Genomic DNA, 14,925 nt, shown 5'->3' on the forward strand with positions numbered 1-14,925 from the left:
CTTCTGGAACGAACCCTACTCAGGTCCGCAGTCCGGAAGGTTGGGGGCACCTCACGGTGATGATCTGGCCTGGCAGGTCGACGAGTTCGCCGGCGACGCGGAATGGGCGGACGGTGACCGCTATGACTCCGCCGGGGCGGAGAAGGGCCGCGCATCCGGTGAGGATCTGTCCGAACCCGGCGACGAGTTCGGCAGTCGGGCGGTGGGCGAGGTTGCGGCGGTCGGTGGAGTAGCGGCCGTGGGACTTGTCGATCTTTCCGCCGCCGTTGTCTCGGCCGGTGCATATCTGCCCATGGGTGGTCGCCCCGTAGGGAGGAGAGGTCAGCACCAGCGCGGCGGTACCGGCGAGGTCGGCGAGCGTGGTGGCGACGTTGCGGGCGTCGCCGTGGACGACCTGTCCGGCGCCGGTGGCTCCTTGGGTGCGGGCGTGACGGAGGTTACCGGCGGCCATCTGTGCGAAGTGCGGTTCGTACTCCATCCCGATGGCGTCGCGTCCTTGGTGGACGGCCTCGACCAGGGTGGTGCCGATGCCGCACATCGGGTCGATCACCAGGTCGCCGGGCTCGGTGTAGGCGGTGATGACCTGGGCCGCGATCGCGGGAAGCATCTTGGCCGGATGCGTCATCGACTCAGGCGTGTAGCGGCCCTTGCGCTGGACACGGGACGGATCCTGGCCGGTGACCAGCACAGACGCCAACACACCGGTTCGGGTGTGGAGACTCCTGTTCATCGGTTACCTCCCTGGCCGCTGCTGCTCGGCCGTGTGAGGATGCAGACGTCGGCGTGGACTCGGGCCGCGGGTGGCAGGGCCCGGGAGCGGATGTCGCGGAGTTGCCCGAGGCTGCCGGGGCCGGCCTGGATGAGCAGGGTGTCGCCCTCGACGGGGACGCGGACGGCGATGATGTGCTGGCTGTAGCGGAACCCGGCCTTGCGGGCCTCGCAGATGATCGCCGGTGCGGGGTCGATGAGGTGCCCGTTGTGGTGTCGGGCGGTGGTCACGACGGCAAGGTGGCCTCCGGGCCGCAGGACCCGGTAAGCGGCCGACAAGAACGCCTGGACGCGAAAGGCGCTGTCGGTCAGGACGTCCGACAAGCATGCCGGGCACGCTCCCCGCGCCCGCCTCGGCTTCGGTTCGGTGATGCGGCTGCCGACCGTGGGCGGTGCCGCGATGGCCAGCGCGACTTGCCCGGCATGGTCGGACAGGCCGAGATGCATCTGATCGGCGCGGCAGGGCCGCATCATGACTCGCCCAAGGCGTTCGCGCGGCAGGTGGGCGCGCAGTTGCGCACCGACGTGCTGGGCGAGCGGGAAGTGCGGGACACATCCGACAGCGCGCCGGTCGAGTTCGGCCGCCACGCGCAGGGTGGCGGAGTTGGTGGTGAACGGCTCGGCGATGATGTCGCCTTCGCCGCTCATGGTGGTGATGAGGTGGCGCGCGAGCCCGGAACTGATGGCGCCCAAGTGCCGCTCACAGGTGCGGGTGCGTGGTGCCCGGTGGACAGGACCCTGGCAGGGCCGCGCGTCGTGGGCGGGCTGGTCGGTGGTGTCGTCTGGGCAGAGCCAGACTGAGAGCGGCAGGAGCTGCCGTGCGCTGCTGGCGGGTGTCGGGTTCGGCTTACTGGTGCTGGTCATGTCGGGTGACCCGTGATGGTCACCCGGTCCCCTGTCTCACTAAGTAACTGGACAGCAACCCTCCTGATTTTGGACCGCGTCGTCGAGACAAGCTTCCGTGAGGCTCCGCTAGCAACCACATAAGTGCAGGTCACGGCACTTCAAGCCAAGGACGAAGCCTCACCTCGGACTGGCTCTGAACACTCAAGTCCAGTGACTTCAGAAATTTCCTGCCTCCGAAACTTCTCAACTGGTTGCGATGCAAGCTAGCAGTATGCTATATTGCAGACTGCTAGCTTGCATGGACGTTGATGTGAAGGAAGGAAGAAAGAAGTGGACCCCCCAACCCGGAGAGGCCATACCGACAGCATCTAGGCGTTTGACTTGACCAGATCGGAGAGGCCGCTTGAGTTCAAGGCGCAACCAACGCGCTGCCGCTGAACATCCCCCAACACAACACCGAGAGCCTCCACCCGAGAGGCCGCACCTTCTATCCACCCGGGCCTGCCTAATACTGATCATCGCGGGCGGCCTTGCCTTACAGGCGTTTCAGCACCCGAAGTCAGCCGTCCCTATAGGGATCGCCATAGCCGTCATCCCTCTCCTCCACAACGTCCTCGACGACTAACAGCCAGCTAGACCTGTCCCCGGCCTTGGCCCTCGCCGGCAAGGATCAAGGCCGGGGACCAACCTTTGTCTTCTCTTGGCACGGCGCGTCACGTGCACGGTGTTCATGCTGGTCAGCGGCGATCCCAACACATGTGCTCGCTTGACCTCAGGGCGCTGACAGCATGTGCACACGATCAGCAGATTACGTTTTCGCAGGTCACAGCGATTATGAGCAGATCATGAGCACATCGGTTCGAGGGTGTCTGCAGGTCATCTGCTCATGATCTGATCATGGGCTCTGCCGAGATGTCGGTGACCGATTCACCGACCGAGCTCTCGGGGGTTCCCATGAGCATGACCAGCACCATCACCGGCGTCCGCCCGGCCGACCACTCCGATCGGCCGACCCGCCGCCGCTCCAATGCCGAGGCTCGGCATGTCCTGGACGTCGCGGAGACGACGTTCGATCTGCTGACGCGCGGCCCGGCCCCGCTGTCGGTGGACGGCGCGGCGCTCGGCCACGGGCTGCCCGCCCGCATGATCCCGCTGGACGAGGTCCGGGCGATCCTGCTGCACCCGTCCACCGGGCAGGGGACCCGCGACATCGTGTGGAGGGAGCTGGTGCTGCGCGCTCGCCACCAGGGCTCGTCCTGGGTCATGGGGTGCGTCGGGGTCGCGCTGCCCGGTCTGAAGGGGATCGTGCGAAACAGGCTGCGCGGTCTAGTGAGCAAGCCGGGGGCCGGCACCTCGCGTGTGGCCGGTGACCTGCTGTCGGCGTTCTGCGAGGCGCTGCACGAGATCGACTTGGAGCAGCCCCGGATCTCGCAGCGGCTGGTGGGGCGGTCGGCCAAGGTCGTCCAGCGCGCCTACCGCTGGCACGCGCAGGTGATCCCGGTGGACCCCTGCACGCTGGCGCGGGTCAACCCCGCTGACCCGTCGGAGGGGCACGTGGACCTGCTCATGGATTCGGCTGTCCAGCAGGGCGTCATCACCTCGTTCGAGGCCGAGATCATCACCATGACCCGGCTGGAGGGCATGAACCTGGCCGACCTCGGCGGAAAGCTCGGGATGTCTTACGCGGCGTTGGTGAAGCGCCGCAGCCGCGCGGAGAAGCGCCTGGTCGCGATGCGCGACGGGGGTCTACGGGACGACTTCGCATCGCTGATGTCCAAGACCGGGGTGTGAGCGGTCCAGTTACTTGGTGAAAGAAGCCCGGCGTTGAAGACGGGTTCGGGCCGGATGGTCACCCGGTCCCCGTCCGTCGGACCGTCCGCCGAGTGCCCTTGCCGAAGGAGGACACCCGCAAAGGCCCGGCCCGTCTTCAACCCGTGGTTTCCCACCTTCCGCCCCGGCGGCCGTCGCCGCTGTTTCCGCTCGCTGCCTCGTCGCATGCCTGGAGGGCTGCCCGTTGAGCATCCGTCCGTTGTCCGACCTTCTTCCGTCCCGCCGGCCAGAGGTAAGCCGCGGACGTCTCGCCGCCGCGGTTGTGCTGTGGTGCGTGGGCATCTTGGTTTGCGGCCTGGTGCTCGCCGCGACGCTGGCTTCAGCGGCCGAGGCGCACATCGTCGCTGCCCCGGCCGGCGACGGCCGTCTTCAACAGGTGATCTCCAATCTGCGCAACGTCATTGTCGGTCTGCTGGTCGCGCTGGCCACGTTGTTCGCAACGATCGGCGGAGTCCGTTATCTGCTGGCCGGTGGCGACCCAGGCGAGGCGGAGGCGGGCAAGCGCACGCTGCGTAATGCCGCGATCGGTTACGGCATCGCCGCGCTTGCTCCGGTACTGGTGCAGATCCTCAAGTACATCGTTGGGTCTTGACCGTGCGGGCCTCGATCCGCGGGGTTCGGCGAAAGCGCGCTTTGATCGCCGCTGCGCTTCTGGCGAGCGTTTCGGCATTGAGCCTGGCTTTGCACGCCACCGCCGAGACGCCCGGACCGCTCCGGCCCGCGAGCGCCGCCTCCGCCCTCGTCCCGTCCGACCCGGGAGACGACGGCACTTCTGACGAGGGTCAGGAGGAAGAGGACGACTGCGGCTGGGTGGACGTGGGCTGTCACACCAAGGAAGCGATCACAGGCTGGTTCCGGTCCCTGGCCAAGAGTGCCCTCAAGCCGGTGCTGGGGTTCCTGGCCAGCACCCAGCTGGCAACGCCTGAGATCGGGTCGTCGTCGATGAGCCAGGCCGAGCAGATCTGGGCGACGTCCCGCACGATCGCCAACACCTGCTTCGTGCTCCTGGTGCTGATCGCCGGTGTACTGCTGATGGCCGGGCAGACCTTCTCCGGAGTGGCCGCGCCAGGCCAGACGATCGTGCGTCTGGTTGCCGCGTTCACCGCGATGAACACCAGCCTCATCCTGATCGGGTACGGCCGCCTGACCGACGCGCAAGGCCGCACCGTCGACTTCCGCAACACCGTGATCATCATGACGTCCAACATCGGGTCGGAGCATCTGCTGCAGGGCGTCACCTCGGAGGGTGACATCGAGCCGGACGCCCGCGCCCGGGTGATGGGCGAGCTGCGCCGGCATTTCCGTCCCGAGTTCCTCAACCGGGTCGACGACATCGTCCTGTTCAAGCCACTCACGCTGCCGCAGATCGAGCAGGTGGTCGACCTGATGTTCAACGACCTCCGCGCCCGGCTCGCCGACCGGCAGATGCGCCTGTCGATCGACGAGGACGCCCGGCGGCTGATCGCCGAGCAGGGCTTCGACCCGGTGTACGGCGCCCGTCCGCTCCGCCGCTTCATCGCCCGCGAGGTCGAGACCCGCATCGGCCGCGCGCTCATCGCGGGTGACGTCCGAAACGGTGCGACCGTCACCGTCACCGTCGCCGGCGAGGAGCTGAACGTCCGCTACGAGAACCCGGAGTGACCGCCCGGCCGCGCCGGCCTATTCGCGGCGGACTTCGCCGGGTTCCTTGTCCGCGCGGACTCCACGCCAGCTCGGGTGCCGCAGCCGGCCATCGCCGGTCCACTCCGCGAAGACGACCTCACCGACCAGCTCCGGCCGCACCCAGCGGGCGTCCCGTGCATGCTGCGGCGGCACGCCGGGAACCGGCGGGTCATCCTGCCGCAACGGTGCGAGACGCTCCGCGAGGTCGTCCAGGATCGCGTCGGTGAAGCCGGTACCGACATGGCCGGCGTATCTCAGCCGTCCACGCTCATCGTTGACGGCCAGCAGAAGCGCGCCGATCCGGTCGGTGCGGCGGCCCTCCCCCGGCTTCCAGCCGACGACGACCACTTCCTGCGTCCGTAAGTTCTTCGTCTTGGTCCAGTCCCGATGCCGTTTCCCCGGCCGGTACGGGGAGTCGACGCGCTTGGAGACCACGCCCTCCATGCCGAGGCGGGACGACTCGGCGAAAACGCTCGCGACATCGTCATGGGAAGTGGTGGTCTCCCAGCGCGGCCCGTCCAGCCCGAGCCCCTGGAGAACCCGGCGCCTCTCGGCGTATGGCAGGGCGATCTGCGACTCATCGCCACAGTGCAGCACATCGAAGATCATGTAAGAGACGGGGTTGGACTGTGCCAGAGACTGGATGCGGTCTGGACGGCGCAGGTGCATCCGCGGGGCCAGCGCCTTGAACGACGGCCTGCCGTCCGGTCCGAACGCCACGATCTCCCCGTCCAGCACCACCGGCACGTCGACCGCGGCGGCGAGCGGGCCGAGTTCGGGCCAGGCGACGGTGATGTCCTTGTCGTTGCGCGACATCAACTGCAACCGTTGGTCGCGGACATAGGCGACAGCGCGGACTCCGTCCCATTTCAGCTCGGCCGCCCAGCCTTCCTTGGTCGGCAGTTCCCCCGGCACGGCCAACATCGGCGGATACATCGGCAGGCTCTCCATCACCACGACCTACCGCCCAGCGAGCGGCAGCATGCCGGCCTACTGCAATGAACCGGAAAAATCCTTCCTCCCGGCCCGGCTGCCCGCGACGTACCCACGCGGCGGATTCACCGGCGTGACGGTCGTTGATCTCAGCCGCGTTCACTCACCGTTGGTGGAGTACGCCTTCGAGGCGAGCGGCAAGGTGGACCATGAAGTGGATGTGGCCGATGACCTTGGTGGCATCGTCTATGGGTTCCATGCGCCAGCTGGCCAGGCAGTCGGTGCGGTCGTCCAGCCGCCAACCGTAATCGGTCTCGGCGAGCAGGGTCTGGCGGAACTGCCCATCGGCCAACAGCGCTCCTACCATGCGCGGGTCCGCCGCGCTGACGACGTAGCGGGCGTCGATCTCGGTGTCCCCGGTGGTCACACGGCTCTTGCGCTCGGGCTTGGGAGCCTTGAAGTGGTTGGGGACGAACTGCACCCAGGCGGGCACGGTGCGGACGCCGGTCACCCAGACCATGCGGCGCTTCATCGACGCCAGCTTCCACAGGACCGAGATCAGGTTGGTCGGATTTGCGGTGGCGGAGGAGAAGTGCTCGAATACCAGCGCATCACGGTCGGCGACCTGGATGTGCAAGAGATTGTCGGTGCGGTGCAGTCGGTATTCAGGAGCTGCTTTCGTCAGCGGTAGCAGCGGCACCACATCGTGGACTCCGTCAGTACTCAGGGTCAGCCGGCCGTATCCGGTGGCGGCCAGTTGCTCGGCGCGGCGCAGCCGTGCCTTGCCGCGGCCGATGGCGATCGGCACCGCGACTGCGGTGGACACCACGACTACCAGCAGGATGAACAGCAGGATGATTCCCATTCCCACTCCTTGCGCCGCAGTTGTGCTACAACCCGTGAAGTCCGCGGCTAGACCTTGGTGACCTTGGAAGCCGGCGGTGGTGTGACCGTCACCGAGGATCCGTAGTCGTGGTAGTCGATCGTCGCCTGGAGCGAGGTGAGCGTGAGGCCGCTGGTGTCGATCTTGAGACGTACCGGGCGTCCTTGCGCATCGACCCACAGCGTGAGGTCGATGGAGGTGACGTCGCCCGCCTGCTCGTTCCACGCGGCCAGCCGCTGATCCGGCGGATCGACGCCGAGGTTGCGGTCGAGCTTGTGCACTCGGGTCGTCGCACCGTTCAAGGTTGCCGGAGAAGGCTCCCCGTGCTCGTCGACCGGTCCCTGGGCCAGCAACAACAGCGGATCGAGCAGTTGCAGACCCGTCGGCGCATACCATCCGGCAGGGGTCGGCTTGTCCGGGTCAGGAGTCCACGGACGGTCGAGCCGAAACCACTTCTTACCGCGCGGCATTTTGAATTCCGACCATTGCAGATAGGTGCTGCCCCCGGTGACGACCAGGGCTCCAGTACTATCGCGGGCCAGGTCAGTCATATGGTAGTTCGATGTCTGTTCATATGTGGCCCGGATCCCCGTACCGGGAATTATGTCGGCGTCGCCGACTATCTTCGCGCTGGAGGAGTTGCCCTTTATCAAGAAGGTGAACGACGCGCGCACCGTCCTCGCGGTCTTCACCTGCGTCACCGCGGTGGACACCGCCGACCCCCGCGAAGATCCGTGGGCGTGGTCAGTCCCCACGAGGCCGCAGGCGGCCAGTACCGGAACCAACGCCACGAGGAATGATCCGAGCTGCCGCTTGCACACTCGCCCGCTCATTCCCTCACCTCCATGAGGATGGCCACCGTCGACGGCCGGACGGCGGTCTACGCGTGGTCGCCTGAATCGGCGCTCGTTACCTTAGCAGGACTAGATTCTGTCGGGCGCCCGGCAGGTCCGGCCCCCGACCAGATGCCATTCGGCGAGTGTCTTCACCGCACATCCCCATCAATAACCGCGCTTTCCAGTCTGGAAAGCCTCGATAGTCGAGTTACCGACTGCCCGATCCGCCGGAGCAATGTCCGGACGGAGTCCGGGTCGATTTGCTCGGCCTCCTCCCCGGCCGCCTCACCCAGCCATGCCGCAGACGCTAAGTGCTAGACCAAGGTCTAGGTCAACCGGCATGGCCGGCGCCGGTACGACGCCGGGCTCGAGCATCGGCGAGGCGGCAGACCCAGCGTCTCGACCTCCCCTTTTGCTCACGTGGGCGCGCGCTGAGGGTGGTCCTCAGAGGATCCGCAGGGCTTCCTCAAGTGTCGAGGTGTCCGGGGAGCCCAGACTCGGGTCGCACGGGGCGCGCCGATCCAGCGCCTCTGATCACCGAGACCGACGAAGGGCGTCACCATGCAGCAGAGCACCGTTAACCGCAAGCGCGGCCTCACCGTCCTCGGGGCGACGGGGGTGGCGGCTGCCGGCCTTCTCCTCGGGGCGGTTCCCGCCCACGCCGTCACCCTGCAGGCGGCCGTGTTCCCCGATCACGTCGAGTTCCTCGGCAACGAGAACAACGCGGACGTGTCCGGCCCGGTGAAGCTCTCCATCTTCCCCGACGGGACCTGGAACATCTACTCGAAGACCCGCAACGGGCGTCCCGCGTTCCGGTGGGTCCACTGGACGTGCGTCGTCACCGTGAACGTCGGCTCGTCCAGCAACGCGACCAGCCTCACCACCCCCACCGTCAAGATCAAGAGCAAGAAGAGCCACACGTTCGACGTGTCCGGCACCAACACGAACCTCGCCAACAACTACACCGCGATCACCAACCCCAGCTTCACCAGGGTCGACTGCGACATCCACTTCGGCAAGTGAGCCCGCGGACCGCTTGACCGCCGGCGGGCCGCCTGGGGGCGGCCCGCCGGCCTCCACCGAGTCAGCGAAGGCGTTCGAGGAGTTCCTCGACGCGGCGGTCGATGTGCGCGAATCTGCGAGCCGTGACCGCCTTCGCGTCGGTGGCGAGGGTGCGGGCGCGGTCGGGTTCTGCCTCGGCCAGCAGTTCGGCGTAGGCGAGTTGGGTGCGGGCCACGAACAGGGGTGCGCGGAGGCGGCGGTTGACGGTCAGGGCGAGATCGTAGGCGGCGGCCGCTTCATCGGTGCGGCCGAGGGTCGCGAGGGCCAGGCCGAGGCCGTATGCGATCGCCCCCTCGGTGGTCGCTCCGGTGCTGGCCACCTGGCCCCGCCAGCGGTTGAGGACGGGGACGAGCCGGGACGCCTGGGCGGGGAGGGCGAGGGTGCGGCAGACCTTCGCCCACAGCATCAGGGTCGTCGACCAGAACTGGGGCGCGCCGCCCGGCGAGACGTCGAGGTGGTCGGCGAGCGCCCGGGCGTCCGCTTCGCGGCCGAGCTCGGACCACACGTAGGCGAGGCCGGCCCGGAAGACCTGCAGCCCGGGGTTCTCTTCGAGGACCTGCTCGATGGCGTCGGCCACTTCGGCGAGGCGGTCCTGAGCGCGGCGGATCTGGAAGATCTGGCCGGCGTAGCCGAAGAACGCCTCGGGCTGCCCGGTGGCGACGCCGATCTCGAGGGCGTCGTGGGCGGCGGTTTCGGCCGCGTCCAGGTCGCCGTCCAGGAAGAAGTGGATCGACCGCATCTGCTCGTTGGTCCAGCGGACGTACGGTTCGGGGCTGCGCCTGGCGAACGAGTCCCGGATGCGCGCCTCCCGGTCCATCGCGTCGCGGTCGCCGAGTTCGAGCGCGATCTCCTGGTAGGACATCGAGAGCATGCCGCGCAGCTGGACGTCGCCGGTGCGTTCCGCGGCGGCGACGCCCTCGTGCAGCAGGGGCACGCGGCGGCCGAGGGCGTCGGGGATGCGCAGCGCGCTCTCGGCGAGGCGCGCGGCGCGGGCGATGACGCGGTCGTCGCCGGCCTCGCGGGCGAGGTCCAGCGCGCGCGAGGCGGCCTCTTCGACCTGTTCGTCCGGCGCGCCGTGGAGTTCGATGGCGAGGATCGCGTGGAGGAGCGCGCCGTCCGGCTCGCCGGGTTTCGCGGCGATCGCGCTCCGCAGGATCTGGACGCGCTCCTCGTCGATCGTCCCGAACTGGCTGACGTCGCCGCGGTTGTTGGCGAGCGCCGCGCGGACGAGGAGGTCGTCGTTCCCGAGGTCGATGGCGAGGCGGCCGGCCTCAAGGAGCGATTCGCGGTGCGCGGGGTCGCCGGCCTGGCGCTGGGCCGTCCCGAGGCCGACCATGATCTCGCAGCGCCGCGCCGAGTCGCCGGCGGGTATGAGTTCGAGGGCCCGGCCGTACCAGGTGACCGCCTCGTCGGGCGCGAGGTGGGCCAGCGCGTAGTCGCCCGCCCGTTGCGCGTGTTCGGCGGCCTTGACGCGGTTCTGGGGGGCGAGGGCGTGGATCCAGTGGCGGGCGATCTCGCCCGCCCGCTCGCCCGAGAGGTCGCTTCGCCGTTCCAGCGCCTCGGCGACCGCCTGGTGGGTGATCGCTCGCGCGGTCGGGTTCAGCTCCGCGTACAGGGTGCGGGCGACGATGGCGTGGGTGAACGCGAACCGTCCGGCGGTGTCGGTGACGAGCGCGTTGTCCACGGCGGGCGCGAGGCGCTGGAACGTCCGGGCTGGGTCTTCGCCGAGCAGTTCGGAGAGCAGGTCGAGCTCGAAGTCCCGGCCGATGATCGACGCGGTGTCGAGTGCCCGGCGGGTCTCGGGTCCGAGGCGCTCGACGCGGCGGCCCACGACCTCGCGCACGCTGACCGGCAGCCCCCGGGTCTGCAGGTGGGCCGGGGCCGTCCAGCGGCCGTCGTCCTGTTGGGCGACGGCCCCGGTTTCGGCGAGATGCCGCAGTATCTCGGTGACGAAGAACGGGTTGCCTTCCGTCTCGGCTCGCAGCACGTCCCGTAAGGCGAGTCCGTCGCGGTCCATCTCATGGCCCGCGACGGACTCCAGGAGGTCGAGCACTTCGCCGTCGTCGAGACCGCGTAACGCCAGCCGGGTGATGCCCGGTTCGCGGTGGGTCGCGGCCAGCAGCGCGGTCAGCGGGTGCGAGGCGTCGACGTCGGAGTCGCGGAACGTCCCGATCAGCAGCACCGGCGTCGTCAGGGCCCGCCCGACGAGATGGCGGGTGAGAGCGAGCGTCTGCACGTCCGCCCAATGCAGGTCGTCGAGCACGACGAGCGCCGGCCCGCCGCGCGCCGAGACCGCGTCGAGCACGTCGACGACCGAGCTGTAGACCGCGAACCGCGCCGACTCCGATTCCAGGTCCACCGCGCCCGTACCGCCGAGGAGCGGCGCGAGCGCCTCGTGGCGGCCGGCGAAGACGTCGGGGACGTGGTGGTCGAGGCTCGTCAGCACTTCCCGCCAGGGCTGGTACGGGATCGACAGCTCCTCGTCGCAGCGCCCGTACAGCACCGTCGCCTCGCGGTGCTTCGCCGCCGCGAAGACCGAGCACAGCGTCGTCTTGCCGATCCCGGCCTCTCCGCTCACCAGGACCACACGGCGACGACCCGAGGCGAGGACGTCCTTCCAGGCGTCCGCGAGGACGGTGCGCTCGTGGTCCCGGCCGGCGAATCCCAGGCCCGTCGACGCCGCCAGCCGGGCGGGCAGGGGGACGTCATGCCGCGCTCCCGGTCCTTCCGCGGCCGCGGTCCGCTCGACCGATCCGACGAACTGGTAGCCGCGCCGGAACACGGTGCGGATCAGCCGCTGCTCCCTGCCGGTGTCGCCGATCGCCATGCGGGCGGTCCGGAGCGCGGTGGTGATCGCCGCCTCGCTGACGAAGCGGTCGCCCCACACCGCGTCGAGGAGCTCCTCCTTGGACACGACCCGGTCGCGGTGCGAGATCAGGTAGTGGAGGACGTCGAGGGCCCGGGGCTCAACCGGGATGCGTTCTCCCGCGAGCCGGAGTTCGCAGAGGGAGGTATCGAGCTCGAATCCGTCAAAACGGTACGAAGCCCCGTCCACGCGTGGATGCTACCACCCGGCCTCGGACCAACCGGAGGAGGCATCCGCGTCCCTACCTGGCCAAAACCGGCCCGCGACCGGGTGAACCGTGCCGCGTTCGGACGGGCCCGCCGTCTCGCTGAGGGACGCTCGACGGCGGGCCCGTGCTCTGGGGGGAGCGGTCAGGCGGTCTCCTGCAGGGCTTCCGCCAGGAGGGTGTTGGTCTTGGCCGCGTCGCCGTCGCCCTCCATGCGCAGGACGTACAGGCGGTCGGCCAGGCCGTCGTAGCGGCGGCGGAGCTCGGCCGCCACCTCGGGGATGTCGCCGGTCACCGCGAAGGCGTCGAGGACCTCGTCGTCGACCAGGCCGGCCATGTCGTCCCAGCGGCCGGACATCATCAGCTCGAACGCCGCCTCGTGCAGCTCGCGCCAGCCGTGGAGTTCGAGCACCGGGACGTAGGCCGGGGCGCACGCGTAGTTGGCGATGCGCCGGCGGGCCCGCTGGACGGACGTCTCGATCTCCTCGGCGGTGCTCCCGGTCGCCACCACGGGCATCAGGCAGGTCTCGAACTCGCGGTCCGGGGCTTCGTCGCGGCCCTTGCGCAGCGCGGGCAGGGTCACCTCCCGCACGTACCGGGTCGTCATGAACGGCAGGCCGATGAATCCGTCGCCGACCCGCCCGGCCGTGGCGGTCATGCGGGGCCCGAATCCGCCGACGTAGACGCGGGGCGCCCCGTACGGGTTCGGCGGCGGCGCGAACTGCGGCATCATCAGCGTGTGCTGGTACCACCGGCCATTGAAGTTGAGCGGCACGCCGTCGTTCCAGCACGCCCATATGGCGCGCATCGCGTCGACGAATTCGCCCATCCGGTCGGCCGGCGACGCCCAGGGCATGGAGTAGCGGAGTTCCACCTGAACCTGGACGCTGCTGCCGAGACCGAGGGTCAGCCGCCCTTTGGAAAGCCGCTGGACGTCGTTCGCGGCGGTCGCCAGCGACAGCGGGTTGCGGGCGAAGGCGATGGCCACCGCGGTGCTGAGTTCGAGGCGCTCGGTGGTCTGCGTGGCCAGCGCGAGCGAGGTGAACGGGTCGTGGGCGGTCTCCGAGAGCCAGCCGCCGGTCCACCCGGCGGCCTCCGCCTCGGCGGCCGCCCGCGCCCCGTCCGGGCTGATCTCGGGAAGGGAGAGGTCGAATTTCATGACCGCACCGCCTGCCGCCGGGAACCGGAATTCTCCGGCGGAGCCTGGTGCGCGGGAAAGCCCGCGGAGATATTCATATCCGGGATGCTAGACAGCGCATTTCCCGGCGAACAGTTCCGCGCGGAGAGATAGGGGGAGAAACAGGTGCCGCACCGAATAGGGGTTGCGGCAAGGGGTCAGCCGCCGCCGGCGTCCGTCGCCCGCCCGGGGCCGACCAGCCCGTACAGCAGCAGGTCGGTGATAGTGTCGACGGCCTCGTCGTCGGTGAGCTCCGGCACGATCGGCTCGCCGCCCTCCAGCAGCCAGACCCGGCAGAACTGGTCGAGCAGCGCGATGATCGCGGAGGCCAGCACGGCCGGGCGGCCGGCGAGGACGACGCCGTTGGCCTGCATCTGGTCGAGGTGGTCGCGCAGGACGACGGTCTCCTCGTAGCGGATCGACTGCACCCGCTTGGCGAACGCGGCGCTCGTCATCGCCGCCTCCTGCAGCGCGATGAGCAGCGCCCGGTGCTTGCGGTAGGTGCTCCACACCGCATCGACGTGCCATCTGAGATGGTCGCGGTTCGTCAGGTCGTGCACCGGGGTGTGGCTGGTGAGCTCGTTGCCCATCTCCACGATCCAGTCGGCCAGCAGCGCCTCCAGCAGCGCCTCCTTGTGCAGGAAGTGGCTGTAGAACGAGCCGGCGGAGCGGTTCGCCTCGGTCGTGATGTCGGTGACCTTGGCGTTGATGTAGCCGGTGCGCTCGAACACGCGCAGCGCGGCCGCCTTCAGCGCGGCCTCCGTGGCCGCGGCCTTCGCCTTCCTGGTGCCCGGCGCGGGCGGACGCGCGGCCGGCTGGCCCGTCTCGGACCGGCCAGATGAGACTTCGGCCATCGATACTCCTTCTTTCACCTGGCCCCGGTCGCTCTGTCCCCGTCCAACACTACCAGCGGTCGGCATATCGCGCTTCAATGAAGCTAGACTCAGTGAATCAAGATTCGCTATATTGGCGGCACAGCCCGGCGACGAGACAGCGGAGCCTTCCCCGCCTCCGCGGAGAGACGGAGACCATGCACACCTTCCCCGCCGACCGGCCGATCGAGGCCGTCATCCGCTTCCCGGCCGGAACCTGCCTGGTGGACGCGACCGGCGACGGCGTGGCGGTCCGGGCCGAGCCCGCCGACCCCGCGCGCCGGGAGGACGTCCGGGCCGCCGAGGGCCTCGCCGTCGCCTTCACCGGCGGGCGCCTGGAGGTCACCGCGAAGAAGAGGCTGCTCGGCAAGGTCGCCGGCATCGGCGTCGGCCGCGTGAAGCTGCTGGTGACGGTGCCGCCCGAGTCCGGCGTCACCGTGCGCACCGACTCGGGCGCGGTCGAGGTCGCAGGCGGCGCGCTCGCCGACCTCGACGTCGACACCGGCTCCGGGCCGGTGTCGGCCGAGCACGTCACGCGGTCCCTGCGCATCGACTCCTCCGACTCGCGCGTGCGCATCGGGCAGGTCGACGGCGACGCGTCCATCGACAACGGGAGCGGATCGGTGGACATCGAGGTCGCGAGCGGCCCGGTGACGATGAACGGCTCCTCCGGCAGCCTGGCCATCGGCTCGGCGGCGGGCCCCGTGCGGTTCTCCTCCGGCTCCGGCGGCCTGACGGTCGCCGCGGCGAGCGGCACGCGGATCGAGGCCCGGACGTCCTCGGGCGGCGTGTCCATCGGGGTGCCGGACGGGATCGGGGTGCGGCCACGGCTCAAGTCCTCCGGTGGCGCCAAGAGCGGCGACCTCATCAACGGGGCCGACCCGGCCCCCGCGGGTCACTGGCTGGACGTCGACGTCGACACGGCGAGCGGCGACATCGACATCCACCCCTTCTCCTGAGCCTCCCTTCCCCGGGATCCGGGTCC

The 14,925-nt window shown here is 69.3% G+C and carries 13 protein-coding genes; 5 read left to right on the forward strand and 8 right to left on the reverse strand.

Features of this window, described 5'->3' with window-relative positions; genetic code table 11:
- Nucleotides 1-19 precede the first annotated feature (19 nt).
- Nucleotides 20-688 carry a TRM11 family SAM-dependent methyltransferase gene (locus ACIWVC_RS25535; protein WP_396454668.1) on the reverse strand — a complete coding sequence of 223 codons (669 nt, stop codon included), beginning with the start codon at nt 686-688 and terminating at the stop codon, nt 20-22.
- 38 nt (nt 689-726) lie between these two features.
- Entirely contained in the window at nt 727-1,461 is a 735-nt protein-coding gene (locus tag ACIWVC_RS25540; RefSeq protein WP_396454660.1) for a hypothetical protein, read from the reverse strand.
- Nucleotides 1,462-2,574: 1,113 nt separating this feature from the next.
- On the opposite strand from ACIWVC_RS25540, the gene ACIWVC_RS25545 reads away from it, so the two are divergent.
- The 3 genes from ACIWVC_RS25545 (at nt 2,575) to ACIWVC_RS25555 (ending at nt 5,085) form a co-directional block, all read left to right on the forward strand.
- Nucleotides 2,575-3,405 (forward strand): hypothetical protein, encoded by an 831-nt coding sequence (locus ACIWVC_RS25545; RefSeq protein ID WP_396454661.1) that lies wholly within the window; start codon nt 2,575-2,577, stop codon nt 3,403-3,405.
- A gap of 313 nt (nt 3,406-3,718) precedes the next feature.
- A complete protein-coding gene (locus ACIWVC_RS25550) occupies nt 3,719-4,036 on the forward strand; it encodes a pilin (protein ID WP_396454662.1) in 318 nt (105 codons plus the stop codon).
- 77 nt (nt 4,037-4,113) lie between these two features.
- Nucleotides 4,114-5,085, forward strand: a complete 972-nt coding sequence (locus ACIWVC_RS25555) for an AAA family ATPase (protein ID WP_396454663.1) — start codon at nt 4,114-4,116, stop codon at nt 5,083-5,085.
- Nucleotides 5,086-5,103: 18 nt separating this feature from the next.
- Here ACIWVC_RS25555 and ligD read toward each other — a convergent pair whose 3' ends face one another.
- The 3 genes from ligD to ACIWVC_RS25570 all read right to left on the reverse strand — a co-directional run bounded on the left by ligD (nt 5,104) and on the right by ACIWVC_RS25570 (nt 7,755).
- Nucleotides 5,104-6,057 (reverse strand): non-homologous end-joining DNA ligase, encoded by a 954-nt coding sequence (gene ligD / locus ACIWVC_RS25560; RefSeq protein ID WP_396450856.1) that lies wholly within the window; start codon nt 6,055-6,057, stop codon nt 5,104-5,106.
- Nucleotides 6,058-6,202: 145 nt separating this feature from the next.
- Nucleotides 6,203-6,904, reverse strand: coding sequence for a hypothetical protein (locus ACIWVC_RS25565; protein WP_396450858.1), 702 nt, complete (start codon nt 6,902-6,904; stop codon nt 6,203-6,205).
- Nucleotides 6,905-6,951: 47 nt separating this feature from the next.
- Complete coding sequence (locus ACIWVC_RS25570; protein WP_396450860.1) at nt 6,952-7,755, reverse strand: hypothetical protein; 804 nt, start codon at nt 7,753-7,755, stop codon at nt 6,952-6,954.
- 564 nt (nt 7,756-8,319) lie between these two features.
- Here ACIWVC_RS25570 and ACIWVC_RS25575 point away from each other — a divergent pair.
- Nucleotides 8,320-8,781, forward strand: coding sequence for a hypothetical protein (locus ACIWVC_RS25575; RefSeq protein WP_396450862.1), 462 nt, complete (start codon nt 8,320-8,322; stop codon nt 8,779-8,781).
- A 61-nt stretch (nt 8,782-8,842) separates the two neighbouring features.
- Here the strand turns inward: ACIWVC_RS25575 and ACIWVC_RS25580 are convergent, their stop codons facing one another.
- From ACIWVC_RS25580 to ACIWVC_RS25590, 3 genes are all read right to left on the reverse strand, one after another.
- Complete coding sequence (locus ACIWVC_RS25580; RefSeq protein ID WP_396454664.1) at nt 8,843-11,875, reverse strand: AAA family ATPase; 3,033 nt, start codon at nt 11,873-11,875, stop codon at nt 8,843-8,845.
- A gap of 161 nt (nt 11,876-12,036) precedes the next feature.
- A complete protein-coding gene (locus tag ACIWVC_RS25585) occupies nt 12,037-13,050 on the reverse strand; it encodes a TIGR03617 family F420-dependent LLM class oxidoreductase (protein ID WP_396454665.1) in 1,014 nt (337 codons plus the stop codon).
- Nucleotides 13,051-13,226: 176 nt separating this feature from the next.
- The gene (locus tag ACIWVC_RS25590) at nt 13,227-13,922 is read right to left on the reverse strand and encodes a TetR/AcrR family transcriptional regulator (protein ID WP_396450867.1); all 696 of its coding nucleotides are present in this window, start codon (nt 13,920-13,922) and stop codon (nt 13,227-13,229) included.
- 176 nt (nt 13,923-14,098) lie between these two features.
- Between ACIWVC_RS25590 and ACIWVC_RS25595 the strand changes: the two genes are divergently transcribed.
- Nucleotides 14,099-14,899 carry a DUF4097 family beta strand repeat-containing protein gene (locus ACIWVC_RS25595; protein ID WP_396450869.1) on the forward strand — a complete coding sequence of 267 codons (801 nt, stop codon included), beginning with the start codon at nt 14,099-14,101 and terminating at the stop codon, nt 14,897-14,899.
- The last annotated feature ends 26 nt before the right edge of the window (nt 14,900-14,925 follow it).

Origin of the sequence: Actinomadura sp. (assembly GCF_044508335.1) — a bacterium.
Taxonomy (GTDB): domain Bacteria; phylum Actinomycetota; class Actinomycetes; order Streptosporangiales; family Streptosporangiaceae; genus Spirillospora.